General features: G+C 70.5%; 22 protein-coding genes and 1 pseudogene. 8 read left to right on the top strand and 15 right to left on the bottom strand.

What is annotated here, in order from left to right; all coding sequences use genetic code 11:
• Positions 1-145: 145 nt before the first annotated feature.
• The gene (locus O7616_RS29055; RefSeq protein WP_282304871.1) at positions 146-1459 is read right to left on the bottom strand and encodes a hypothetical protein; all 1314 of its coding nucleotides are present in this window, start codon (positions 1457-1459) and stop codon (positions 146-148) included.
• An 846-nt stretch (positions 1460-2305) separates the two neighbouring features.
• Here O7616_RS29055 and O7616_RS29050 point away from each other — a divergent pair.
• Positions 2306-2527 (top strand): hypothetical protein, encoded by a 222-nt coding sequence (locus O7616_RS29050; protein ID WP_282304870.1) that lies wholly within the window; start codon positions 2306-2308, stop codon positions 2525-2527.
• A gap of 49 nt (positions 2528-2576) precedes the next feature.
• Here the strand turns inward: O7616_RS29050 and O7616_RS29045 are convergent, their stop codons facing one another.
• A complete protein-coding gene (locus tag O7616_RS29045) occupies positions 2577-2951 on the bottom strand; it encodes a type II toxin-antitoxin system VapC family toxin (protein ID WP_282304869.1) in 375 nt (124 codons plus the stop codon).
• Positions 2948-3202 carry a type II toxin-antitoxin system prevent-host-death family antitoxin gene (locus tag O7616_RS29040; RefSeq protein ID WP_282304868.1) on the bottom strand — a complete coding sequence of 85 codons (255 nt, stop codon included), beginning with the start codon at positions 3200-3202 and terminating at the stop codon, positions 2948-2950. Before O7616_RS29040 ends, O7616_RS29045 begins: the two co-directional genes overlap by 4 nt.
• Before the next feature lie 125 nt (positions 3203-3327).
• Here O7616_RS29040 and O7616_RS29035 point away from each other — a divergent pair, with 125 nt between their 5' ends.
• Both O7616_RS29035 and O7616_RS29030 read left to right on the top strand, forming a co-directional pair.
• Positions 3328-3582: a hypothetical protein gene (locus O7616_RS29035; protein ID WP_282307764.1), complete on the top strand. Its 255-nt coding sequence runs from the start codon at positions 3328-3330 to the stop codon at positions 3580-3582.
• Positions 3564-3981 (top strand): annotated as a pseudogene (locus O7616_RS29030) (type II toxin-antitoxin system VapC family toxin). The gene O7616_RS29035 and the pseudogene O7616_RS29030 overlap by 19 nt, the downstream one beginning before the upstream one ends.
• 14 nt (positions 3982-3995) lie before the next feature.
• On the opposite strand, the gene O7616_RS29025 reads toward O7616_RS29030, so the two are convergent.
• The 9 genes from O7616_RS29025 to O7616_RS28985 all read right to left on the bottom strand — a co-directional run bounded on the left by O7616_RS29025 (position 3996) and on the right by O7616_RS28985 (position 13273).
• Complete coding sequence (locus O7616_RS29025) at positions 3996-4463, bottom strand: hypothetical protein (RefSeq protein WP_282304867.1); 468 nt, start codon at positions 4461-4463, stop codon at positions 3996-3998.
• Positions 4464-4802: 339 nt separating this feature from the next.
• Positions 4803-6701, bottom strand: coding sequence for a GGDEF domain-containing phosphodiesterase (locus tag O7616_RS29020; RefSeq protein WP_282304866.1), 1899 nt, complete (start codon positions 6699-6701; stop codon positions 4803-4805).
• Complete coding sequence (locus O7616_RS29015; RefSeq protein WP_282304865.1) at positions 6688-7311, bottom strand: RNA polymerase sigma factor; 624 nt, start codon at positions 7309-7311, stop codon at positions 6688-6690. The genes O7616_RS29020 and O7616_RS29015 overlap by 14 nt, the downstream gene beginning before the upstream one ends.
• The gene (locus O7616_RS29010) at positions 7308-7601 is read right to left on the bottom strand and encodes a hypothetical protein (protein ID WP_282304864.1); all 294 of its coding nucleotides are present in this window, start codon (positions 7599-7601) and stop codon (positions 7308-7310) included. The genes O7616_RS29015 and O7616_RS29010 overlap by 4 nt, the downstream gene beginning before the upstream one ends.
• A gap of 297 nt (positions 7602-7898) precedes the next feature.
• On the bottom strand, positions 7899-8027 hold the full coding sequence (locus tag O7616_RS29005) for a hypothetical protein (protein WP_282307814.1): 129 nt from the start codon (positions 8025-8027) through the stop codon (positions 7899-7901).
• The gene (locus O7616_RS29000) at positions 7975-8301 is read right to left on the bottom strand and encodes an SMI1/KNR4 family protein (protein ID WP_282304863.1); all 327 of its coding nucleotides are present in this window, start codon (positions 8299-8301) and stop codon (positions 7975-7977) included. The genes O7616_RS29005 and O7616_RS29000 overlap by 53 nt, the downstream gene beginning before the upstream one ends.
• A gap of 43 nt (positions 8302-8344) precedes the next feature.
• Positions 8345-8977, bottom strand: a complete 633-nt coding sequence (locus O7616_RS28995; protein WP_282304862.1) for a dihydrofolate reductase family protein — start codon at positions 8975-8977, stop codon at positions 8345-8347.
• A 466-nt stretch (positions 8978-9443) separates the two neighbouring features.
• Complete coding sequence (locus O7616_RS28990) at positions 9444-10415, bottom strand: helix-turn-helix domain-containing protein (RefSeq protein ID WP_282304861.1); 972 nt, start codon at positions 10413-10415, stop codon at positions 9444-9446.
• 14 nt (positions 10416-10429) lie between these two features.
• Positions 10430-13273, bottom strand: a complete 2844-nt coding sequence (locus tag O7616_RS28985; protein WP_282304860.1) for a BTAD domain-containing putative transcriptional regulator — start codon at positions 13271-13273, stop codon at positions 10430-10432.
• Positions 13274-13489: 216 nt separating this feature from the next.
• Here O7616_RS28985 and O7616_RS28980 point away from each other — a divergent pair, with 216 nt between their 5' ends.
• The 5 genes from O7616_RS28980 to O7616_RS28960 all read left to right on the top strand — a co-directional run bounded on the left by O7616_RS28980 (position 13490) and on the right by O7616_RS28960 (position 19475).
• Positions 13490-14287, top strand: a complete 798-nt coding sequence (locus O7616_RS28980) for a hypothetical protein (protein WP_282304859.1) — start codon at positions 13490-13492, stop codon at positions 14285-14287.
• Positions 14288-14376: 89 nt separating this feature from the next.
• Positions 14377-17178, top strand: coding sequence for a BTAD domain-containing putative transcriptional regulator (locus O7616_RS28975; protein ID WP_282307763.1), 2802 nt, complete (start codon positions 14377-14379; stop codon positions 17176-17178).
• A gap of 90 nt (positions 17179-17268) precedes the next feature.
• Positions 17269-17988: a hypothetical protein gene (locus O7616_RS28970; RefSeq protein ID WP_282304858.1), complete on the top strand. Its 720-nt coding sequence runs from the start codon at positions 17269-17271 to the stop codon at positions 17986-17988.
• A gap of 41 nt (positions 17989-18029) precedes the next feature.
• Complete coding sequence (locus tag O7616_RS28965) at positions 18030-18914, top strand: hypothetical protein (RefSeq protein WP_282304857.1); 885 nt, start codon at positions 18030-18032, stop codon at positions 18912-18914.
• A 186-nt stretch (positions 18915-19100) separates the two neighbouring features.
• Positions 19101-19475, top strand: a complete 375-nt coding sequence (locus O7616_RS28960; RefSeq protein ID WP_282304856.1) for a YciI family protein — start codon at positions 19101-19103, stop codon at positions 19473-19475.
• Between the two features lie 74 nt (positions 19476-19549).
• Here O7616_RS28960 and O7616_RS28955 read toward each other — a convergent pair whose 3' ends face one another.
• The 3 genes from O7616_RS28955 to O7616_RS28945 form a co-directional block, all read right to left on the bottom strand.
• Positions 19550-20737, bottom strand: a complete 1188-nt coding sequence (locus O7616_RS28955; protein WP_282304855.1) for an FAD-dependent oxidoreductase — start codon at positions 20735-20737, stop codon at positions 19550-19552.
• A gap of 82 nt (positions 20738-20819) precedes the next feature.
• Positions 20820-21761: an RNA polymerase sigma-70 factor gene (locus tag O7616_RS28950; RefSeq protein ID WP_282304854.1), complete on the bottom strand. Its 942-nt coding sequence runs from the start codon at positions 21759-21761 to the stop codon at positions 20820-20822.
• Between the two features lie 2 nt (positions 21762-21763).
• On the bottom strand, positions 21764-22948 hold the full coding sequence (locus O7616_RS28945; protein WP_282304853.1) for an MFS transporter: 1185 nt from the start codon (positions 22946-22948) through the stop codon (positions 21764-21766).
• Between the last annotated feature and the right edge of the window lie 39 nt (positions 22949-22987).

Raw genomic sequence — 22987 nt, 5'->3', positions numbered from 1 at the left:
CCCGACCGCCTGCCCGTACCGTCATCAGCTCGGACCGACTGATGACCACCTCGCGCCGTTCATCGGCCTCGCCCTTCTGGTGCGCCACCCTGCCGGTCAGCGTCGCTTGCCGAACAGCTCGGTACGGCTGGAGTCGGCCTTCGGCTCAGGTCGTCGGCGTCAGGCTGCGTTTCGGCACGGCGCTGGGGCGGTGGCGCCCCGGCGGCGTGCTGCTCTCAGCGTGGTCGGCGCGGACGAACAGCAGCAACGAGAGCAGCAGCCACAGTACGGTGGCGACCCGGTTGGCGGTCGTGCCGGGCAGTCCGAAGGATGTACCGATCGCGACCGCGACCAGTCCGAAGGCCAGGGCGAGGTCGGCGGCGTTCCCGGTTCGCCGCAGCCGTGAGCAGCCGGCGATCAGCGCGGCGAACACCGCCGTGTACGCGATCGCCCCAAGCAGCCCGCCGGTGACGGCCGCCTCCAACCAACCGTTGTCGTAGGGGATCGACAGGCCGGCGGCCCCGAAACCCACGATCGGTGAGTAGGTGATGACGAGTTCCCATCCGGTGGCGACGGTCGCCGGACCGGCGCCGCCGAACCGTCCGCCCGTGAACAGGTTGAGGTCGCCGCCGCCCTCGGTGAACTGGGTCGGCAGGGTGATGCCCAGCCGGTCCAGGTGCTCCCATGTCGCGGCGACCGCCGCCAGATAGCAGGCGGCGGCCATGATCGAGTAGCGGAGGCCGCGCCGACCGGGCATCACGAAGAACTGCACGACTGCGACGGGCGCACCCACGAACAGGAAGACCTTGGACACGCTGAGCAGCCCGCCGATGGTGATGGCGGCGATCGCGGCGATCAGGAGTACCGGTCGGTACCGCAGCCGGTACACGGCGGCGAGGGCGGCGACGCTGTAGAACTCTCCGGCCTCGGCAGGCTGCACGAACATGCCGGTGTATCGACCCGTCTCGACCTGCTCCACCCACACGCTGTCGGTGAGGCCGCCGGCGTGCGACCACCACAGCGACAGCCACGCCGATACGTCGGTGGTCGTGGACAACCACGCCAGTGCCGCATTGGCGCAGGCCGCGATCACCACGACCGTGCACACCGTCTTCAGCGTCGCGTGTCGCCGTGCTGGACCGACGAGGGTGAGAACGCTGATGATCACCGCGAGCGGCAGCAGCAGGTTGTCGAACCCGGAGACGGCCGAGCCGGGGGCTTTGACGTACTGCACCTGCCCGGCGCCGATCACCCCCACGCAGAGCGCCGTGGCCTGCACCACCATCAACGACATCGCGGCCTGGGCCGCGCCGGTGGCCTGCGGTAGGCGGGTGACCCACGCTGTCGACAGCAACACCAGTAGCGCGGCCCCGTACACGGCCACCTGCTCGGTGCGCACACCGGGGGCCAGGTACGGTCCGAACGCGGCACAGGCCAGCAGCAGGCAGACCAGAGACGGCCGCGTTGATGATTCACTCACGACAGACATAACAGCACGTACCGTTGGCGCTCTGACGGAACGTGCATATTTGGTTGCAGAGCGTAGGGGAATCTCACTCGAATGCAGTACCTCGGCCAGGTGCCGCCTGGCCGAACAGCTCCTGCGGCCCGCCCCACCTGGCGCTCACGGCCACCGCTCGAGAGGGTCCGGGTGGGAGTGTGGATCTAACAGTGTTTCCGGCCTGACCTGCCGGGCGTTGTGCCTGGTGAGCTGGGTGCCGTGAGGACCGCGACGCTGAACCCAAGGTCAACGCCCAGCCTCAGCTCGTGCTTGCCGATCGCCATCACCACGGTTGTCGTCCGCCATCAGGTCATTGTCCCGGCATCGCAGTACGTCGCTGTGCAGCCATCCGTACAGCCAAGTCGGCCGACGACTACGGTTCGGAGCCGACGCGCGGCGACATGGCGAGCAGGCCAGCGGCAGTCATCGACGCCGGCCGACAGGCTGCTTGATCTTTGCAAGGCAGGGGCTGGGGACGCGGCTCCAGGCAGAATGCGTGCGGATCGGCGAGCCACCACACATCGTGTGTGGTCCATGCCTGTGCGGTTCCGGAGACACGCAAAGTCTGCCCACCGTAGAAATCGAGGATGAGGCTCGCGTCGTCGGCCAGGCCCACCGATGAGCCATGGTTGGAAGTAGGTGGAGCTGGAAGTCAGCGATGTGGTCAAGAGGGACGCGGGTTGCCCGGTGGCCACGAGGTCCAGGACGTCCTCGAAGAGGCCCGTTCCACGATGTGCGGACTCACGGTGCAATCGGCTTCGGGCAGAGGAGCGGTACGTGGTGCGGCGGTGGCGTGGGTTCGTCATGGGTGCGAAAATTCCCCATATGAAGCCGGCCAAGAACCCGTGGTGGCAGACAGCACAGACTCCGCGACAGGGTTTCATCACCGGGAGCGTCTGGCTCTTCGTGGCCGCCGGATGGCTGGTCCTGGCCCTCGGAGACCCCTCGCCCTGGCGTTGGGCGTTCGCCGCAGCGTGGGCGGTCGTCGGTGTGGGCTATCTGGTGTCCGCCGTGGTGCTGCGGCGACGGCAGCGCGACTCGGGTTAGGGCAGGTCAGAAGCCGCTGTCCCGGGGCGATCCGGCCGCGGAAGCCACGTCACATCTTGAGGACATCCACGTCGTACAACGCTATCGACGCGTCGCGGGAGGCTAAGGCCATCCCCTCGACGGACGCCTGTGCCACCAGCATGCGGTCGAAGGGATCGCGGTGATGCAGTGGTAGGCGGCCCGCGACGATGGCGTGGGCGTGGGTCACCGGAAGTTCGCGAAAGCCGATGTTCCGTACGCGCTCGGCCAGGTCAGGAGGGCCGATGAGCTTTCCCGCGCTCTGCTTGATCGTGATCTCCCACAGGCTGACCGGGGAGAGGAAGATGTCCGGGTCGTGGCGTAACCGATCGAGGAACTCGTCGCCGAGAGTCTTATCGCCCGTGATGGCCCACAATGCGACATGAGTGTCCAGTAACAGGGTCATGCGCCGATGCCGAAGTCGCCCGCGATTTCGGCATTGGTCTGAGGTGAATCCCAGTCACCGGAGAGATCCACTTGGCCGGCCAGAGAGCCGACTGCGGTGCGGTTGGCTCGCCGCACCAACGGCACGACCTTCGCCACCGGAGTGCCTGCCCGGTCGATGATGATCTCTTCGCCGCGTTCCACCCGCTCGATGATGCGCGACAGGTGTGTCTTGGCATCGTGCATGTTGTAGTGCACGGCCTCAGCCGACATGACACAACCTCCTCGGTTAGCTAACAGCTTAGCTCGCCTTCTTCGAGGTGGCCCCGGATCTGTGGGCGACGATCTGGCGAGTCGTTCCGGAACCGCCGGGGCGAGGACGCATGCATAATGAATGCATCGTTGCACTTCAGATCAGGGACGTGCCGGAAGAGGTACGAGACGCCTTAGCTGCCCAAGCCAAGGCACGCGGCCAGTCGCTCCAGGCGTACTTGCTGGAGTTGGTGGAGACCCAGGCTCGACGTCTACGGAACACGGCAACCCTTGAGCGCTTCGCCGGGCGGTCTGATGGTGCCCGCGCCCTTCCGGGGGAGAGTGCCGCCGAGTTGAGCGAGCAGCGGGAGCAGCGGGGACCCTGGGGCAGTGCCGCATGATCGTCGCGGATGCGTCAGTCCTGGCCGATGCTCTGGTCGACGACGGGCCGCTGGGTGACGCGGCGCGCGCGGAACTGACCGGAGATCCCCCACTGGGCGGCGCCGGGGCATCTTCTGGTGGAAGTCATGTCGGTGATCAGGGGCAAGGTCCTTGGCGGCAAGCTCGGCCCTGCCCGCGCTCAAGAGGCTGTCGACACTCTGCCTTCACTCGTCATCGACGAGGTTGGCGTCTCGACGTTGCTCCACCGAATGTGGGAGTTACGGGGCAACGTCTCGGCCTACGACGCAGCGTATGTCGCGGCGGCCGAGTTGATGGCCTGTCCACTGGTCACCGGTGATGGCCCGCTCGCCAAGGCCAGCGGGGCCCGCTGCGAGGTCCGACTGCTCGCGCCGAACTGACGGTGCTGCGGCACCTACGGGTGATCCACGTACTCGCCGAACGGCTCGATGGACCCATCCCAACCGTTCCAGCCCTGTTGGGTGATCTGCCCGGCCGCGTAGGTGTAGGACCAGCGAGCGCCGTCCTCGCCTTCGATGTCGACGACCCCGGAGCGGACGAACGGCGCGATCGCGACGTAGAAGGCCGTGGCCCGGTTCGACCACTTGGGGTCGCCCTCGTCGTCGTGACCGAACTCGATCCAGTCACCGTCGCGGCTGATCGATGCTCTGGCGACTTCCGCGATGTCGGTGAGCGTCTCACTCGACGAGGACGCATCGGGCCGGTGCCAACTATTGCGCTCGGTCAGGGCGGCTTTGACAGCGGCGACCGCCGCGATGTCGTCCGACTCCGGTAGGTACAGACGGCCGGAAGGCCACACCGAATATCCCACGCCGAATAACCTACGGCTTTCGATGTCCGGTGCGCCGAAGGCGTCGGTCATCGGGTCGGGCTGAATGGCCCGGTGTCGAGTGGCAGGGCCGGGCGATGATCAGCCCGAAAGCCCGTGGCGGGAGGAAGAGTGTGAGCAATCCGCAGCACGGCTCCGGACTGCGGGCACCGGTCTGGCAACGTCCGTCGGGAACAGGCTGACCGCCTCACACTGCTCGATCGGTGGCATCACTTCGTCCTGGACCAACCGGTCCTCGTGCACCCTGGCGAGATCATCTGGGTCGAGGGCGACAACCTCCTGGTGCAGAGGGCCAGCGGGGTGGTCGATGCCCATCCCGGCTTCACCAACCGCTGAGCAGCCGGTCCGCCACGGGCGTAGGCGGTGCGCTCGTCAGCCCATGGCGCTGTGCTGCGGCGGGAGCCGCAGTTCCAGTTCGATAGTCCGCACGGCCTTCTCGGGGCTGATGTCAAGCGGTTCGGGTCGTCCGGTCTTGTAGCCCTGTGCGAAGTCGACTCCACAGCTCTTCAGAAAGTCCAGCGTCTCCTCGTCCTGGACGTATTCGGCGGCAACGCGGATGCCGAGCGTCTGGCAGAGTTTCACCAGCATCGAGACGACGGCCTGGTCGGCCGGCGACCGGCAAAGATCGACGATGAACACGCCGTCGATCTTCACCAGGTCCACCGGAAGGTACTTCAGGTGAGCGAGCGCGCCGTAGCCCGTACCGAAGTCGTCAAGGGCGAGGTGGCAGCCGATCTCTCTGATTCCGGTCGCGAAGGCGAGGGCTTCGTTGCCGTTCTCGATGAGGGCGGTTTCGGTGATCTCGAAGGTCAGGCATTCCGGCTTCACCCCGTGTCGGCGGATCGCCTCGGTCACGTAAGTGAGCAGGCCCGGGTCGGCGAGCGACTTGCCGGAGATGTTGACCTGGTAGTGGGAGGTCTGCGCCCCTCGGCCGATCAGTTCGAGGGCGTGGTCGATGACCCACTTGTCCACGGTGAGGATCTCGCCGACGCGCTCGGCCATGTCGAGGAAGGCCCACGGTGCCACGGACTCGCCCGTGTCGCTGCGGACTCGCAGCAGGATCTCGTGGCGGGTGACCTCGTTGAGTCGCAGGTCGACGATGGGCTGGGCGTAGAGGGCGAACCTGTTGGTGGACACCGCCTGCCGTACCTGCGAACGGCATCTGTCTGTCCGGTCGTCGGTCGCCGAGGGTTCGGTCAGGACGCGGGTCGGGACACCGTTGCGTCGCGCGTCGCGCGCCGCGTGTTCGCCGTCGATGAGCAGGTCGAACCCGGTCGCCGCGATGTCGCTTCCGAAGAGTACGAGGCCCGCCCACGTGTTGAGCCGCACTGTCCGCTGCTGAACGCTGAACAGGTGGCGTCGGAAGGTGTCGACGATCCGGGCCGCCAGGGTCTCGTGAGGCTCGGCGTGCTCTGCGGTCGGAGCGAGGAGTACGCCCCACAGGCCGGAGCCGACCACGCCACAGGTCACCTCGTGGCCCACGATCGTTCGCAGGAGCCGTGCGACGTCTGCCGTCAGTCGGTCGTGGTTCTCGTCCGTGAGCGCGTCGGGTAGCCGGGTGGCGGGTTCGGTTGCGACGACGATGAGTGCCCCTCCGGTGGTGCGGCGCGCGCGGTCGACCTTGTCGGTCAGGTAGCTGCGGGTCGGAAGCCCGCTGACGATGTCCAGCGCGCCCAGGTCGGCACACAGCATGTCGGTACGGGTGGCGAGCCGGCGACGTTCCTGCCGGGCGAGTTCGAGCGCAGTGACGTCCGCGCCGGTGGCGATGATCCCCGACGGTGCGCCGTCGGTGGTGAGGATTTCGATGTGGCAGTGCACGTGGCGCACGGCGCCGCTCGGCTGGATCACCCTGAAGGTGACCTCGTCGGGGCGGCGGCGTCGCCATGCCGTTCGCACGACCTCACGAACGTGGTCCACGTCCGCGTGGTGGACGAGGTGGGCAAGTGTTCCGGGGGTGAGGCGCAGTGTCCCGGGCGCGTGCCCGAATATCATCGCCATCTCGTCCGACCAGGAGAGACGCCCGGCATCGTCGATCGTCCAGGTGATCGTGCCGAGCTGTGCGAGCTGCGCGGCACGAGCGACTCTGGTCGCCTCGTCGACGACCGAGGTCAGCGGATCGACGAGGTCAGAATCGACGATGATCTCGTATCCGCCGGCGACGGCCAGGTCGTACTCGCTCTGCGCGGCCCGTGCCACGCGGCGGGCACGGGCGAGTTCCAGCGGACTGGGTTGGCTGATCTCGGCCAACGCCAGAATGTCATCGAGGTCCACGGCTGCCTCCCTGGCGCCGTCGGCCTTCCGAGTTCGTGTAGCCGGCCTCCTCGGCCAGCTCTTGCAGGCGTTTGCGAGCAGCGAGCTTGTAGGAGCGGACGCTGTTCTCGGCCAGTCCGAGGATGCGTGCGATGTCCTGGTTGGAGAATCCCTTGCGAGACATCTGGAACACCTCGGCCTGCCGCGACGGAAGGCGGTGCAGCCAGGTGCGCAGCGTCTCCTGGGCTTCCCACGCGTCGGCGATGTCCGTGTGGGGTGCCGGCGGCAGGTCCTCCGGCGCGAACGCGGCTTCACGCTGGCGGCGTTGCAGCTCTTTACGGATCTTGTTGCGGGCCGTGATGATCACCCAGCCGATCGGCTCGGCGTAGGCGCGGATCTTGGGCCACTGGACGCGCCCGTGCAGGTATGCCTCGTTGAGCGCGTCCTGGACCACCTCGCGGTTCCAGCACGCCGCTCGGAGAATCCCCTCCACAGTGTGGTAGCTGCCCTCGGCGAAGGTGGCGAACTCCCTGTCGTGCTCGGCCTTGAGGCGCGCGGCCTCCGCTCTGCGCGCCACTTCGCTGTCGACCGGCTCCGGGGTCAGGGCGGCGGTGCCCTCCACCCCGGTCACGCGGCCTCCCTGGTCGCGTCGCGTCGCGCCGAGTCGAGGCTGCCCAGCTCCACCTCGCGGTGCCCGTCCCGGTCGCGCTCCACGATCCGCACCACGTCGTGGTCGGCCTCCGCCAGCCTGGTCAGCCAGGTGGCCCGGGCGGCGGTTCGTGCCGACGCCTCACGTTCCTCGTGCAGGCGTGTTCGGTGCGAGACGTATGCGCGTACCAACCCTGCCGTCGTCCCGGCGATGGCCAGCACCAAGGCCAACGCTCCGTGATCGGAGATGGCCGTCGCCAACGTTTCGTTCATCGTTTCCCCTCGTCGTCCCGGTTAGCTAATTACTATCCGTGGGGAGGGGCGAATGTAGATATCTGACCGTCCACATTATTAGGTCTTGATCAGCGATCAAGCATTTTGCCTGGGAACACTCCCCAAAGTCATGCTACCGGCACGTCGAGCGAGGGGCGGGCGCGCCAGCCGTCGAGGTCCATGACACGCCCGTCCGACTACTCTCGGTGAAAATTCGACCACATGTGGCGGATGGATCCAACCGACTGGGTCCGCGACTGAGAGCTACCGGCGGCGGTTCCATGGCCGGAGCGTACGTCAAGGGTGGACCTTGGCTTCCGATTCGTCCAGCCAGCGCCGATACCACCGGGTGAAGTCGAGCGGCGTCCCGTCGTCATCGCGCAGCGGCGAGAAGCCGCCATCGTCGGCGGTGTCGTCGGCCCACATCTGCCCCCGTGCGGGGCCGCTGACGACGAGAGCCTCCCCTCCCCGCCTTCAACAGGAAGGACCGGTAGTCGTCGGGTAGCTCCACCTGAAGTTGCGTCTCGGCCTCGGCCAGTTCCTCGGCCAGCAGTGGCGGCTCAAGCTGCCAACCGTGACTGGAGGAGCCGAAGACGTCATCGGCACCGGGAGCGGCGGCCACTCGTGCGAGCCGTTTGCGGACGTCTGACCAGTCGGAGGGTGTCACGGACGGCACGATACAAGTCCGGGGTGACGTCATTCAGCCGAGTGGATCACGCAGCCGGGGTCCGTCCCGTGCGCGGTCAGGCCCCCGTCGGGGGCAGCACGCGGTAGGTCACGTGCTGGACCGTGCTCGCCGACCGTGAGGTCAGTTGTTCGAGGTCCAGCGGCGGAACGCCGTCGAACAACCGCACGCCGGCACCGAGGGTGAACGGCACGATGTGCAGTCGCAGCTCGTCGACCAGCCCCGCGGCGAGGTACTGGTTGATGGTCGTCGCACCTCCGTGAATCGAGATGTCGCCGTCGCCGGCCACCGCCTGCGCCTGCGCGAGCGCCGACTCGATCCCGTCGCTGACGAAGTGGAATGTGGTGCCGCCCTCCATCGGCTGCGGCTCCCGCGCGTGGTGGGTGAGCACGAAGACCGGCACGTGGAACGGGGGGTTGTCACCCCACCAGCCGTTCCACTGCCGGTCCCACTCGCCCCGCACCGGGCCGAACATGTTGCGGCCCATGATGACCGCCGCGACGGCGTCGATCTGGTCGACCTCGGCCCGGTTCTCCTCGCCCGCGTCGAACATCCAGGCGTGCAGCCGCCCACCCCAGCCGTCGCCGCCATCGTCACCGAACGGACGGTCCTCGCTCTGGTTGAGCCCGGCCGAGTACCCGTCCACCGAGATCGTCTGGTTGACGATCACCTTGCCGGTCCGTCTGGTCACTGTTCGCCCTCGTTTCTGCATTGACGAAAACCGCGTCATGTGGAGTTCACCGACTCAGCCTGCGGAGGCGACGACAAACGCGATGCCGACGCCGAGGTCGACGATCGCGCCGAACTGCGCCCACGAACGACTCACCACCAGGTCCACGCGATAGTGGTACACCTCCCAGGGGCCGTGCGCAGGCCGGCCACGCGGTCCACGGCCGGCGGAGCGCGTACGCCATGAGGTAGATGCCCGCCATCGTGGCCACCGTCGGGCCGAGCACCTCGGCGTGCTCGTCGACCAGCGTGATCACGCCGGCGACGACGGCAAGCGCCACCGCGACGGGCCATCGATCGACAAGGAGCGGCCAGCACCGCGAGGTCTGCCCGGTCATGCCCCGATCCTGGAGCCGGTGGCCGCGCGGGGCGGCGTGCGGAGAGCGGCGGTGTCCGAATAGTGGGGACGCCTGGCCGAGGCCCTGGGATCAGGCCGTGCGCGCTGCCGTCTGGGTCGTCCGGTAGCGGGAGGGCGGCACGCCGTACCGATCGACGAATGCCTGCCGCAGCGACTCCGCCGAGCCGAATCCGCATCGTCGTGCCACGGCACCGAGTGGCAGGTCGGTCGATGTCAGCAGGTGCGCCGCCGCTTCGGTGCGTGCCCGACGCACGTAGCGCCCGGGGGTCTGCCCGAGGTGTTCGGCGAACAGGCGCGACAGGTGACGGTCGCTGACCCCGGTCAGTCGCGCCAGCGCCGTCGTGCCCAGGTCGTCGGCGAGGTGGCTGACGATGTGGTCGCTGACTCGGCGGACCAGGTCGTCGTCGCTGACCCGGCGAGCCAGGAAGATGCTCATCTGGGCCTGCCCGCCGGGTCGTTGCAGGTACGCCACCGTGCCCATCGCCACTCCCCGGGCCAGCGCCGGCCCGTGGTCCTCCTCGATGAAGGCGAGAGTCAGGTCCAGTGCGCTCGTCACGCCACCCGAGGTCGCGATGTTGCCGTCCCGGATGTAGATCGGCTCGGCGTCGACCCGCACGTCGGGGAACCGGGCCGCCAGTTGGTCGGCGTACATCCAGTGGGTGGTGGCCCGTCGGCCGTTGAGCAGGCCGGCCTCGGCGAGCACCGTCGACCCGGTGCAGACCGACGCGACCCGCTCCGCAAGCCCGGCCAGCCGTCGAACGTGGCCGACCAGGTGTGGGCTCGCCGCCGCGCATTCGTGGCCGCGGCCACCGCTGACCAACAGCGTGTGCACCGGCCCGGTGAACCGTTCCAGGGCCGCCTCACCCGCCAGTCGCAAGCCGGAGTCGCACCTGATTTCCCGCTGCCCGGGGGTGGCCAGGACGGCCCGGTAGGGAGGCGTGGCGCCGATCCGGTTGGCGATGTCGAGACTGGACGTGACGCAGGCGATGTCGAGCAGTTCTGCCCCGTCGTAGCCGACGACGAGGAACACCCGTTCCCGCATCCGTACAGCCTATGCTACCCCTGGGGGGTATTGGTAGCGTCGACGGTCCCGCACAGCTCGCCTCGCGTCCGCGCCGGTACACCGATCGACGACATCGCCTCCACGTAGCGCCGATACGCCTGGGCGGCCTCGCCGTGCCGACCCGCCGCCGTCAGCGTCCGGACGAACTCGCCGTGCACACCCTCGTCGTAGGGCTCCAGTTCCAGAGCACGGCCGAGGTGGCGGACGGTCTCGTCGACGGCGTATGCCAGCGAGGCCAGCCTGCGCACGACGCGTAGGTAGACCCGGCGTGCCTCCTCGCGGGTCGCACGGGACCAGTCGTCGTACGGCTCGTCCTCCAGGAAGTCGCCCCGGTAGCGCTGCTCGGCGAGGAGGAGCGTGGCGCGGGCGCTATCGGTCTCACCCTGCTCCGCCAGCCGGAAGCCGTGTGCGGCTTCGGTGAGGAACTCCTCGACATCCAGCTCGACGTGCCCGACGTCGAGCGCCAGACTGGGATGAGCGGCGATGACGAAGTGGTCCGTCGGCGTACGACGCCGGGGGTCGAGGACACCGCGGAGCGTGGACAGGGCCACGGACAGTCGGTGGCCGACCCGGTCCGGGTCCTGGTTGGGCCAGAGCATCTCGCCGAGCTGTTCCCGGGGCACCGCGCGACCGCGTCGGGCGGCGAGGATCCGGAGCAGGTCCCGGGCCTTGCGGGACTGCCAGGCGGTGGCCGGCACCTGCGCGCCGTCCACGAACACCTCGAAACGGCCGAGGGTGCGGACGGTGACCTGTGCGACGCCGCACGGACCCTGCCGGCTGAGCGTCGGTGGCGGTACGCCGGCGGCGGTCAGCCGTTCGGCGGCGAGTCGCGCGTTGACGCGTTCCTGGGGATCCGCGCCGGGCAGCCGGCTGAGCAGCACCGCGAGTCGGTCCGCGGCCACCGCGGACCTGATGTCGTGCAGGGTGGCCTCCGCTTCCCGCCAGGCCTGCCGGGTGTCGTCGGGGTCGACGGCGGCAGCCCCGCGAAGCTCCAACGCCTCGGCGAGCGCCGCCCGGTCACGATGCAGCCGGGCGGCGGTGGACGCCGTCCGCGCCACCTCGGCGGCCCGTTCGTGGTCGCCGGTCTCCAGCGCCACCCAGCCGAGCGCGAGCCGGGCGGTCGCCGAGTCCGGGCCACGTTCCAGTTCGACGGCGCGTTGTGCCAGGGCGTACGCCGTGACGCCGTCCTCGGTGGCCAGCACCCGGGCCAGTCCGGCGAGGGCCGGCACCTGGATCTGGTGGTCGTTGACGGGTTCGCTCGCGCGCAGCGCCTCCTCGTACGCCGCGCGAGCCAGGTTGGCCCGGCCCCGCAGCGCGTGCACGTCACCGATCCCCACCAGGGGGTACGCGACCTTCCGGGAACCCATGCGCTGAAGGAGCGGTACGGCCCGCTCGTAGCAGGCGGCGGCCTCCGCGAGTCGACCCAGGTGGAAGTAGGCCGAGCCCTCGTTGCAGAGCGCCAGCGCGAGCATCGCGGCGTGCCCGTTGGCTTGGGCCGACTCCACCGCCGGTCGCACCTCGGCCAGCGCTTCCAGGTACCGACCCTCGCCGACCAGTGCGGACGCGCGGTTGGCGCGGATGCGGGTCACCTGGACGGTGTCGCCGGCCGCCTCGGCGGCTCGCAGCGCCTTCTCGTGGTGCTCGTCGGCCGCCGATCGATCACCGCGCAGCTTGGCGTCGAGAGCGAGCGCGGTGTGCGCGGCGGCGAGTGCGGCGTCGCCGCCGACGGCTGTCGCCGCCGCGAGGGCGCGTGCGGCGTTGTCCCGGCACGCCTCGGCGTCCCCGGTCGTCCACTGCGCCGAGGCGGTCCAGGCGAGCAGTCGGGCGTTGTCGGTGGACGGGTGCGGGTCGAGCACGCCGCGCTGGAAGACCTCCAGCGCGGCCCGCGGTTCGCCACGCAGGTAGTGCACGAGGCCGTACTGCCAGGCCAGCCCGGCCGGCAGGACCTCCCGGTGATCGTCCAGTGCGGCGTACACGGCGATCGCGGCGTCGAAGTCGCCGCGCATCTGAAGCGCCTCGCCGTAGAGCAGCCGCAGCCCGTCGGACCGGGCGTGCTCGGGCAGGGCCTGGTAGGCGTCGACAACGGCCTCGGCGCCGCCCGACGCGATCAGCTCCGCGCCGTGGCCGGCGAGGATCGGCGCCGCCGCCTCGGCGGCACCTGATGTGCGGTACGACCGAAGGGCCGGGACGAGGTACCCGTTCTCGGCGTACCAGGTCGCGGCTTTCGTGTGCAGGCACTCCGCCGCCGCCGGGTCCAGCGGGAGATGGCGGCGGGCGACGGTGGCGACGACCGGCACCATCCGGTAGGTGTGCCCGACCTCGGTCGCCGGGACGAGAATGCCGGCGCGAGCCAGTTGGTCGAGCCGACGAACCCCGTGCCGGTGCCCGAGGAAGTCGGCCAGATCGGGGTGGACCAGGTCGAGGTGCGCCGCGTCCCGCAGCAGTGGGTGGACCTCGGGCGGCAGATCCGCGAACACCTCTCGCATCAGATAGGACTCCAGAGGAGTTCCCGGCTCGGCCGGGTCGTTCCAGCTCCGGCCGAGGGCAGCAGCCGTTCGGGCGGCGAGGGTGACCAGCGCCGGCCAGCCACCGGTCGCGGTGTGGATCCGGGCCGCGAGCGTCGGGTCGGTCAGGTCGTGGTCGGCGGCGAGTACGGACGCCACCTGGTCGGGGGAGAGCCGGAGATCCGTCGTCAGAGAGGCCACGTCCGGGCCGTCGCCCCATCGCACCGAACGGCCGCCCAGCCGGCCCCGCACGGCGACGGTCTTGCCGTACCCGGCTGCGGCGACGACGACGGTGCACCGCCGGCTCCATTCGCGATCCGTCGTGGCGTCCATCCGAGACCTTCCAGTCGACGCTGGTCCATGTCTCATTGGGCGCCGTCCGGGCGGCCACGCGTACTCCAGCGTCGCCGTTACGACACCGAAACCCGGCGTCTTTGACGCCACCTTGACGAGGCTCTGAACCTCGCCTCGAAGGATGTCCCGGCAAGGACCGTAGACGCGCGAACCGTCCGGGTCGGCGTCTCGCAATCGATCGGATGAGGAGTGGTCATGGCACGGAAGCTGTCGGGACGGGTGCTGCTCGCACTGCTGGTCGTCCTGCCGACGCTGGCCGCGTGGGATGCCGCGCCGGCCGGCGCCGCCGGTGGGTCGTCGACCCCAGCGGTGTACGACGACGAGCCGGTGGACCGTGAGGTCGAGGTGGCGCGGCTGGGCTACCGCAACGGCGTGCGGTTGGTGTTCTCCCGCGACGAGGGGTCCGGCGACTGGGGCCTGCGGCAGGACGGGGAGATGGGCCGCAACGCGCCCCTGGCGTACGACGACACGCAGAGCATGTTGCAGACGTACCTGACCCTCACGCCGCGGTCCGTGCCGGTGCCGCGGGTGCTGCTGTCGGAGCCGCCGGCCGGTGCGCCGACCCCACCGGAGTTGGCGTACCGGAGCATCGTGGCGTCCCCGGTCGTCGCCGACGACCTCGCCGTGCCGACGTCGAGCGGTATGTCCACAGCGGCGACGATGACCTGCTGGGACCTGTACTGGAACTCGTACAACTGGGCCGAGCTGCCGGGATACCCGAATCCGTCGACGGTGTGGCACCCGGCCAGGACGTACTACGCGTCCGACTTCGGCGGGATGAAGATGTACTCCTACAGCTACCTCGCCAACTGCGGCGGGTACGCCCGGCACCGGATCTACTACAAGTCGTTCGGTGAGTACTACAAGCACCACGACTACGAGGTGGCGTACGCCCACTGGCAGGCGGTCAAGAAGGGTTCGGTGCACCGTTACCGCAAGGTGCACTACGACGGGACCTGGGGGGACACCCGCAACGGCAAGTACACCGGTTGACGGAGCAGGTCAGCCGTCGATCGTGTCCAGTGCGCGACGAACAGATCGAGCGGGCCGGGCTCCGGAACTAGCCTGATTCGGTGATCTCGATGGCTGGCACGGGCGTACGGGTCCGGCTGCTCGGGCCGGTGGAGGTGGTCGTCGCCGACGGTCCGCAGGCGGTCAACGGCCTACGCCGCAGGGCGGTGCTGGCCACGTTGGCGCTGCAGCCGGGCCGGGTGGTGAGCGTCGACCGCCTCCTCGACGTGGTCTGGGGTGACGACCTGCCGGCCACCGCGGCGAACACGTTGCAGCGCCACGTCTCCTACCTGCGCGGAGTGCTCGGCGAGCCTGGATCGATAGTGGCACGCCAGCCCGGTTACGTTCTCGACACCGGGCCGGGGTCCACCGACGTCCAGGCCGCCGAGCGTCTCCTCGACCTGGCCCGCCGGACGACGGACCGCAACGAGCAGGTGCGGCATCTGACGGATGCGGTGGCGCTCTGGCGCGGCCCGCCGCTGGCCGACGTGACCGGGTCACCGTGGCTCGAGGAGCAGGCCGAACACCTCGTACGCCTGCGGTTGGAGGCCGAACGAGCGCTCGCCGAGGCCCGGTTGTCCGTCGGTGAGCACGCCCGGCTCGTCCCCGGGTTGGAGCGGCTCGTCCGGGAGCACCCGTTCGACGAGCACCTGCACGCGCAGCTGATGCTCGCCCTCTACCGCGACGGCCGCCAGGGCGAGGCGGTCGCCACGTACCGGCGACTGCGCGACGCGCTGCGGGAGAACCTCGGCATCGACCCGAGCCTGCGGCTGCGGGACCTGGAGTGCGCCATCCTGCGTCAGGACGCCGCGATCGCCGCTCCCGCCCCGGCGGTGGCGGCGCAGGAGCCGGTGGCGGCACAACTGCCTCCTTCCGTGCCGACGTTCACCGGGCGCGACGCGGAGCTGGCCGCCCTCGACGCGCTCGTCGACCGGGGCGGCGCCGTCGTGATCTCCGGAACGGCGGGCGTGGGCAAGACCGCGCTCGCCGTGCACTGGGCGCACCGGGCCGCCGAGCGTTTTCCGGACGGGCAGCTCTACGTGAACCTGCGCGGCTTCGACCCGGGAGCCGCACCGACCGAACCGGCGCGGGCCCTGCACGGATTCCTGGAGGCGCTCGGCGTTCCGGCGGCCCGGATGCCGAGCGACCCGGACGCGATGGTGAGCCTGTACCGCACGATGGTGGCGGGCCGGCGTCTGCTGGTCGTGCTGGACAACGCACGCGACGCGGAACAGGTCCGGCCGCTGCTGCCCGGCTCACCCGACTGCCTCGCGATCGTCACCAGCCGCGACCAACTCGTCCCGCTCGTCGTCACCGAGAGCGCCCAACCGGTGCCCCTCGGCCTGCTGAGCCCCGGCGAGGCCCGCGACCTGCTGGTCCGTCGACTCGGGGAGCGCCAGGTCGCCGCCGAACCCGGCGCGGCCGACGAGATCGCCGACCGGTGCGCCGGGCTGCCCATCGCGCTGGCCGTCGTCGCGGCCAGGGCCGCCACCAACCGGCACTTCTCGTTGGCGGCCGTCGCCGGAGAACTGAGCAACCTGGACGCCGTCGCCGGCGAGCTGAGCGACCTGGACGCCTTCCACGGGGGAGACGAGGCCACCGATGTCCGGGCCGTCTTCTCCTGGTCGTGCCGGACGCTCAGCCCACCGGCGGCCCGGCTGTTCCGGCTGTTGAGCCTGCATCCGGGGCCGGACGTCTCCGCTCCGGCGGTGGCCAGCCTGGCCGGCATCACCCCGCAGGCGAGTGGTCCGGTGCTCACCGAGCTGACCCGCGCGAATCTCTTCACCGAGCACACCTACGGGCGGTACGCGTTCCACGACCTGCTGCGCGCGTACGCCGCCGGCCTCGCCGACGAGGCCGAACCACCGGCCGAACGGGAGGCCGCCGTCCACCGGCTGCTCGACCACTGCCTGCACACCGCTCACGCCGCCGACCTCGTGCTGCACCCCCACTTCAGCGAGATCAGCCTCGCGCCGTCGAGGGCGGGCGTGACGGCGGAACGTCCGCGGAGCAAGGCGGCCGCCACGGCGTGGTTCACCGCCGAACTCCCGGTCCTGCTCGCCGCCGTGCCGCTCGCCGCGCGGTCCGGGTTCGAGGGGCACGCCTGGCGGCTCGCCTGGGCCATGGCCGGCTTCCTGCACCGGCAGGGGCACTGGCAGGACTGGCTCGGCACCCAGCGGATCGCCCTCGCCGCCGCGTCCCGCATCGGGGACCAGGCCGGGCAGGGCCACGCGCACCGCAGCCTCGGTCTCGCCTGCTCCCGGCTCCGCCGCCACGACGAGGCCGACGACCACCTGCGGCGCGCGTTCGACCTGTTCACCGCCGTCGGCGACGACGCGGGGCGGGCGCACACCTGCCTGAATCTCGGTCAGCTGGCCGAGCGCCAGGGGCGGTACCAGCAGGCGCTCAGCCACTCCCGGCGGGCGCTGGCCCTGTTCCGGGGCATCGAGAACCGGGCCGGGCAGGGGTACACCCTCAACGCGGTCGGTTGGCAGGAGGCGCTGCTCGGCAACTACCAGCGTGCCCTGGAGTCGTGCGGCGCGGCGCTGGGGATGTTGCGGGAGGTGGACGACGTCCAGGGGCAGGCCGACACCTGGGACAGCCTCGGCCACGCCCATCACCAGCTCGGGGACGACCGGCGGGCGATCGCCTGCTACGAGCAGGCCCTCGACCTCTTCGCGCAGGTCCGGGACCGGTACGCCGAGGCCGGCACGTACGCCAATCTCGGCCGCAGCCACCGGGCGCTCTCCGACGTCGACGCCGCCCGCGCGGCGTGGCGTCGGGCCCTGACCATCCTCGACGACCTCGGCGACGCCGACGCGGAAGCGATCCGCGTCGAACTCGACCAGCTCGACGCCGCCCGACTCCACTGACGCTCCCGCTTTCAGCGGGCTTTCCGGGCCGTTTCAGCGCGGCCCGGCACTCTTCGGACACCAGTCTCCTCCTCAGGAATGGAGTGTTCGATGAGTCGCTCGGCACACCGCCTCGCGGTGATCGGGGTGGTCAGCGGGACGGTGCTGGCCATGTCCTCCGCTGCCGTGGCCCAGACCGGAAGGCCGCCGCACAAGGGCACCGACTGTGTGGTCCAGTACGTCGACGAACGCGGTGGGGTCGACCGCACCGAGACCGAACCCGAAGGCCGGGCGCACGGCGCGTTCCGCTGCCTGGGCGGGCGGTGGACGTTCGCCTGGGACCCGTTCGGGCCGGACGACATGATCACGGCCGCCGAGATCCAGATCGACCCGTCCGGTGCCGTGTCGGTCCGACGGATCACCGGTCCCGCACTCGGCAACGACCTCACGCTGGGCGAGATCGCCGGCATCGTCCGAGCCGTCAGCGGCAGCCGGGAGGCGCTGATCGACCGCGCGGTCGTGGCCGTCGACGACGGCAAGGAGCGGACCCCGGAGCAGGTCGCGGCGTTGTTGGCCGGCAAGGACGACACCGGTGTACGGGTGCTGGGCACCCTCGACAAGCCGGATCCCGCCATGTCGACGAAGGACGTGGTCGACGAGGTCGGCGGCACACCGGAGACGACGGTCGTCTACTTCAGCCTCTGGGGCGCGATCAAGTCGGTGTTCGCCTGGATCGTCGACACGATCAGTGACATCGGCGAGTGGATCGACGACCACTGCGAGTGGGGCTCCCCGAACACCTTCGGCGACCTGGTCACGTGTCGCTGGTAGCCCGGCCGACAGCGACCACCGAGACAGTGGAATGAGGACCGATGACAACTCTGCGGACCATCACCAGGCGTACCACCATCGTCGCGACCGCCCTGATCGTCGGGCTGACCGCTTCGTACGCACCGTCGCACGCGGCCGAGGACGAGGCCCGGACGACTGTCACCGACCACCCCGGTGCTCCGGCGACGATGCTTCGGCAGCTCGAGGACCTGACCGGCCGACCCGTCGGCGACCTGGACAGGGTGCTGGCCGTCGACACCGGCGGCCGGACCCTCACCGGCGATCAACTCGAGGCGCTCGTCGCCGGTGGTGAGGTCGACGGCGTCAAGGTCGTCGGCACGATGCCGGGCGGCCGGGACGTCCTCGGCACGACGATGGCCGACCTCGCCGACGGCACGTTCGACGGCACCGGCGGCGGGGGGACGGCGACGTCGCTGATCTTCGCCTCGTCGGTGCCCGGCGGTCGGGAATGGTGCCTGACCATGTGCGTCGCCAGCGGCAAGTCCGTCTGGGAATGTCTCCTGGCGAGCCGAGGAGGCGAACGGACCTTCACCCTCGACCTGCTCGGCGAGACCACAGTGGGTGGCACGAAGGCGGCCTTCGAGAAGCTCAACGGCGTGGCGGTCGACGGCCCGTCCACCGTGGAGACCCTCACCGGTGACGGTGAGCCCTCGGCGGACGAGATCCAGACCCTCCTCGACGGCGGGGACATCCCTTCGCTGCGCCGGGTGGCGACGCTGGACGCGCCGGACCCGGGGTGGGCGTTGGCCGACATCGCCGATGAGTCCGGCGTGCCGTACGCGAGGACGAAGGCCCACATCTTCACCTTCACCCTTCCCTTCCTCGGGAAGTTCCTCGCGGTCTGCATCTCGCAGGACGACGGGAAGACCTGGAAGTGCTCCGCCCGCCAGTGGGGTGGGTTCTAGCCTCAGCCCCGCTGAACCGTCCGGGCCCCCGCCGTGCCGGGTCCGGACGGTGTCGGGTCGGCGCCACCCGGGAAAGGCAGATCCGGGTAAGAATTCTTCCGGCACACCGTCGAATCCGCGACGAGCCGTTCGTAGCTCAGACGGAAGGCGGCCGGAGGGTGGTCGCCGGGACAAGGGAGTCATGCGATGGCGCGGTATCTGATCTCGTTCAACGACGGCGCGATGGACCACATCCCCGCCGAGGACTTCCCCGACGTGGGCAAGGCGGCGCACGCGGTGACCCAGGAGGCCATGAACGCCGGCGTGTGGGTGTACGGCGGTGGCCTCGAACGGCAGCAGGCGAGCATCGTGGCCACCGACGGGACGGTCACCGACGGCCTCTTCCCGGAGACCAAGGAGGTCATCGGCGGTCTGACCGTCGTCGACGTGGCCACCCGTGAGGAGGCCCTGGAGTGGGCTGCCAAGATGGCAGCCGCGTGCCGGTGCCCACAGGAGGTCCGCGAGATCATGGCGGACCCCGAGCTCGACGTGATGCTCAGCGAGGCGGCCGGCCGGGGCTGACGACACCGGCACCGTCCGGGCGGGCCGGTGTCTCGGGGGGACCCCGGCCCGCCCCACCCCGACCGGACGGCGGGTCACGACCTGGCGGTGACGCTCTCCGACCGGTTCGCGGTGATGCGGTGGCGGCGCACCGGGTACAGCATCGGGTGGGAGATGCTCCAGGCCCCGCCCTTGCAGACGAACTCCTTGTAGCGGGCCGCCAGCTTCCCCGTGAGGAGGGACGGCTTGGCCCGGTCGTCGGCGGTCACGTACTGGATGATGCCATCGCGGCGGCCCAGGCTGATGCACTGGTTGAAGTAGCGCAGCGGAGCCGTCGGGAACTTCGACCGGCCGGTCAGCCGGGCGGCGATGGCATCGGCGGCCTGCCACGCCATCGGGATTCCCGAGGCGCAGGACATCCGCAGCGGCTTGCCGCCCGGTCCGGCGGCGAGGGCGGCGTCGCCGACCGCGTACACGTCGGGGTGCGAGACCGACCGCATGGTGGCGTCGACGACGATCTGCCCGGTCGCCGCGACGGTGAGGGTCGTGGCGGCGGCGATCGGGTGGACGGCGAAGCCGGTCGTCCACACCGTCACCTCGGCCGGGACCTCCCGGCCGTCGCCGGTGACCGCGCCGGTCGGGTCGACCCGGGCGATGTCGGTGTGCTCGTGCACGGTGATGCCGAGCCGGTCGCAGACGCCGCGCAGGTGCCGCTGCGCCTTGTCGTTGAGCCAGTCGCCGAGACCGCCCCGGGTCGCGAGCGCGACGTCGAGGTCCGGCCGGGCCTCGGCGATCTCGGTGACCGCTTCCAGGCCGGTGAGGCCCCCGCCGACGACGAGCACGGTCCCGCCGGCTGCGAGGTGGGCGAGGCGGTCACGCAGCCGCAGCGCCGACGATCTGCCCCCGATGTCGTACGCGTGCTCCGCGACGCCGGGGACGCCGTGGTCGGCGGCGGTGCTGCCGAGGGCGTAGACGAGCGTGTCGTACGCGATCTCGCCGGTGCCGTGCTCGTCGGCGAGCGCGACGGTCCGCCGGTCGACGTCGACGGCGGTGACCCGCGCCTGTCGGAGTGTGACGCCGGTGCCGGCGTAGACATCGCGGAGCGGGTGGTGGTCGAGGTCCTGCCCGGTGGCGAGCTGGTGCAGACGGACCCGCTCGACGAAGTCGGCGTCGGCGTTGACGACGGTGATCTCGGTGTCGTCGGGGTGCAGTCGCCGGGCGAGGCGTCCCGCGGTGATGGCTCCGGAGTAGCCGGCTCCGAGGACGACGATGCGGTGTCTCATGGTGGCGCTCCTGTCTCGGCGGTGGTCGCTTCCTGAACCGGGCAGCGACGCGTTTCCTGACAGGAGCCGGCTATGAGCTGGGTCACCAGACGCGGAAGAGGGCCTCCCCGTGCGCGGTCGCGGACCACTGACGACTCGCGCGGGCGAGCTTGTCCGGGTTGACCTGGTTGTGGATGGCCGCGACGCCGTCGGGAGTCACCTCCAGGGACATCACGCCGATCACCCGGTCGTCGATCACCACCACCACGGCCGGAGCGCCGTTCGCGGCGGCGACGTGCACGGCGGGGCTGCCTCCGACCAGGTCCCGCTTCACGTCCGCGGGTTTGAACAGGCCGCGCAGGAACTTCGCCACCGCCATCGCGCCGGTGATCGAGGCGCGGGCCGGGATCTTGCCGCCGCCGTCGGCGGTGCTCCGCACGTCGTCGGTCAGCAGCTCGACCAGCCGGTGGATCTCGCCGTTGTTGGCCGCCGTGAGGAACTCCGCAATGATCTTCTGAGCGGTGGCACGGTCGACCTCCGCGCGGGCCCGCTCCGCGGCGACGTGCTGTTTGGCCCGTCGGTAGGTCTGCTGGCAGTTCGACTCGGTGCGGCCGAGGATCTCGGCGATCTCGGCGTGCGCGTAGCCGAAGGCCTCGCGCAGCACGTACACCGCGCGCTCGTTGGGGGAGAGCCGCTCCAGCAGGGTGAGCACCGCCATCGAGACCGACTCGCGCTGCTCGGCGGTGTCGAGCGGGCCGAGCATCCGGTCGCCGGCGAGGACCGGTTCGGGCAGCCAGCTGCCCACGTACGTCTCCCGCCTGGCCCGCGCCGAGGTGAGCTGGTTGAGGCACACGTTGGTGAGCACCTTCGTCAGCCACGCCTCGGGCGTCTCGACGTGCCCCCGGTCGGCGGCCTGCCAGCGCAGGAACGTGTCCTGCACGGCGTCCTCGGCGTCGCTCGCCGAGCCCAGCAGTCGATAGGCGATCGCCTCCAGGCGAGCCCGGGAGCGCTCGAACAGCTCGACCTGTTCCGGACTCAGCGGCATGACTAGACAGTATCCAGCGACGCCGAGCGCCAGACCCTCCGCACCAACGCCGGCTTCGTCGCGGTTGCCGCCGTCAGACAGATCACCGTTGCGGCGACCAGCGGCGGGCGGGCACCGAGGTGCACGGCCGCCGAGCCGAGGGGGATCGCGGCGACGAGGGGCCCGAACATCGCGGTGTTCGCCGTCGCGGAGACCCGGCCCAGCAGAGCCGGTGGCGTGTGCGTCTGCACGGCGGTCACCGCCGCGACCAGCGTCCACGGCAGGCCCACTCCGGCGGCCGCCGCACCCGCGACGGTGGCCGGCCACCACGGCAGGCAGCGGGCCAGACAACCGACGGCGAACAGCACCGTCCCGGCGACGCCGACGGCGACGGGACCGAGCCGGCTGATGATCCGGCCGACGAACAGCCCACCGACGATGGAACCGGCTCCCTGCGCGCTGGCCAGCACTCCCAGGAACGTCGACGGAAGGCGCAGTTCCGTGACGACCATCGCGTAGACCGCCGCGGTCGTGAAGCCGGACATGGCGATCGACACGGCCGCGAGCACGACCGGCAGACGCGTCGCGCGCTGTCCGAACAGGACCACCAGTCCGGTACGCGGACCGCCACCGTGCCGCGCGGGCCGGCCGGGAGGTGTCCGGCGCAGGCGGAGCACCGCGTACAGGAGGGCGACCAGGACGGGCATGACCGCGCTGAGGACGACGACGGCGTGACCGCCGCGCCAGGCGTAGAGGCCGGCGCCGACCAGGGGAGCGACGAGCTTCATGCCCTCCTGCGCGCTGGAACGCCACCCGTTGACGTCGCCGAGTTCCGTCGGCGACAGCGCGGACGGCAGCAGCGCCGTCTCACCCGCGTCGATCAGCACGTAGCTGATGCCGTACGCGCACGAGACGGCGAAGATCAGCCAGGTCTGGTCCGGCCCCCGTACGGCGAGGAGGGCCAGCAGCGCGGCGGCCAGCAGCAGGTTGACGGCGATGACCAGGGGCCGCCGGGGCGCCCGGTCGAGCAGACCGCCCAGCCACGGGCCGGCCAGCACCGGGGCGTACACGCAGAGCCCGGCGAGGGCCGCGAGGCTCGTCGAGCCGGTCAGGTCGAGGATCCATACGCCGGCCACCAGGGACATGGCGCTGCTACCGAAGCCGGACAGCAGCGAGATCCCCACGAACAGTCCGGCGTTGCGCCGCATCGGGCCTCCAGGATTGAGTCGAGACGACTCACATCCTGA

Origin of the sequence: Micromonospora sp. WMMD964, assembly GCF_029581455.1 — a bacterium.
GTDB lineage: Bacteria > Actinomycetota > Actinomycetes > Mycobacteriales > Micromonosporaceae > Micromonospora.
This window is presented reverse-complemented; position numbering and strand designations above follow the sequence as displayed.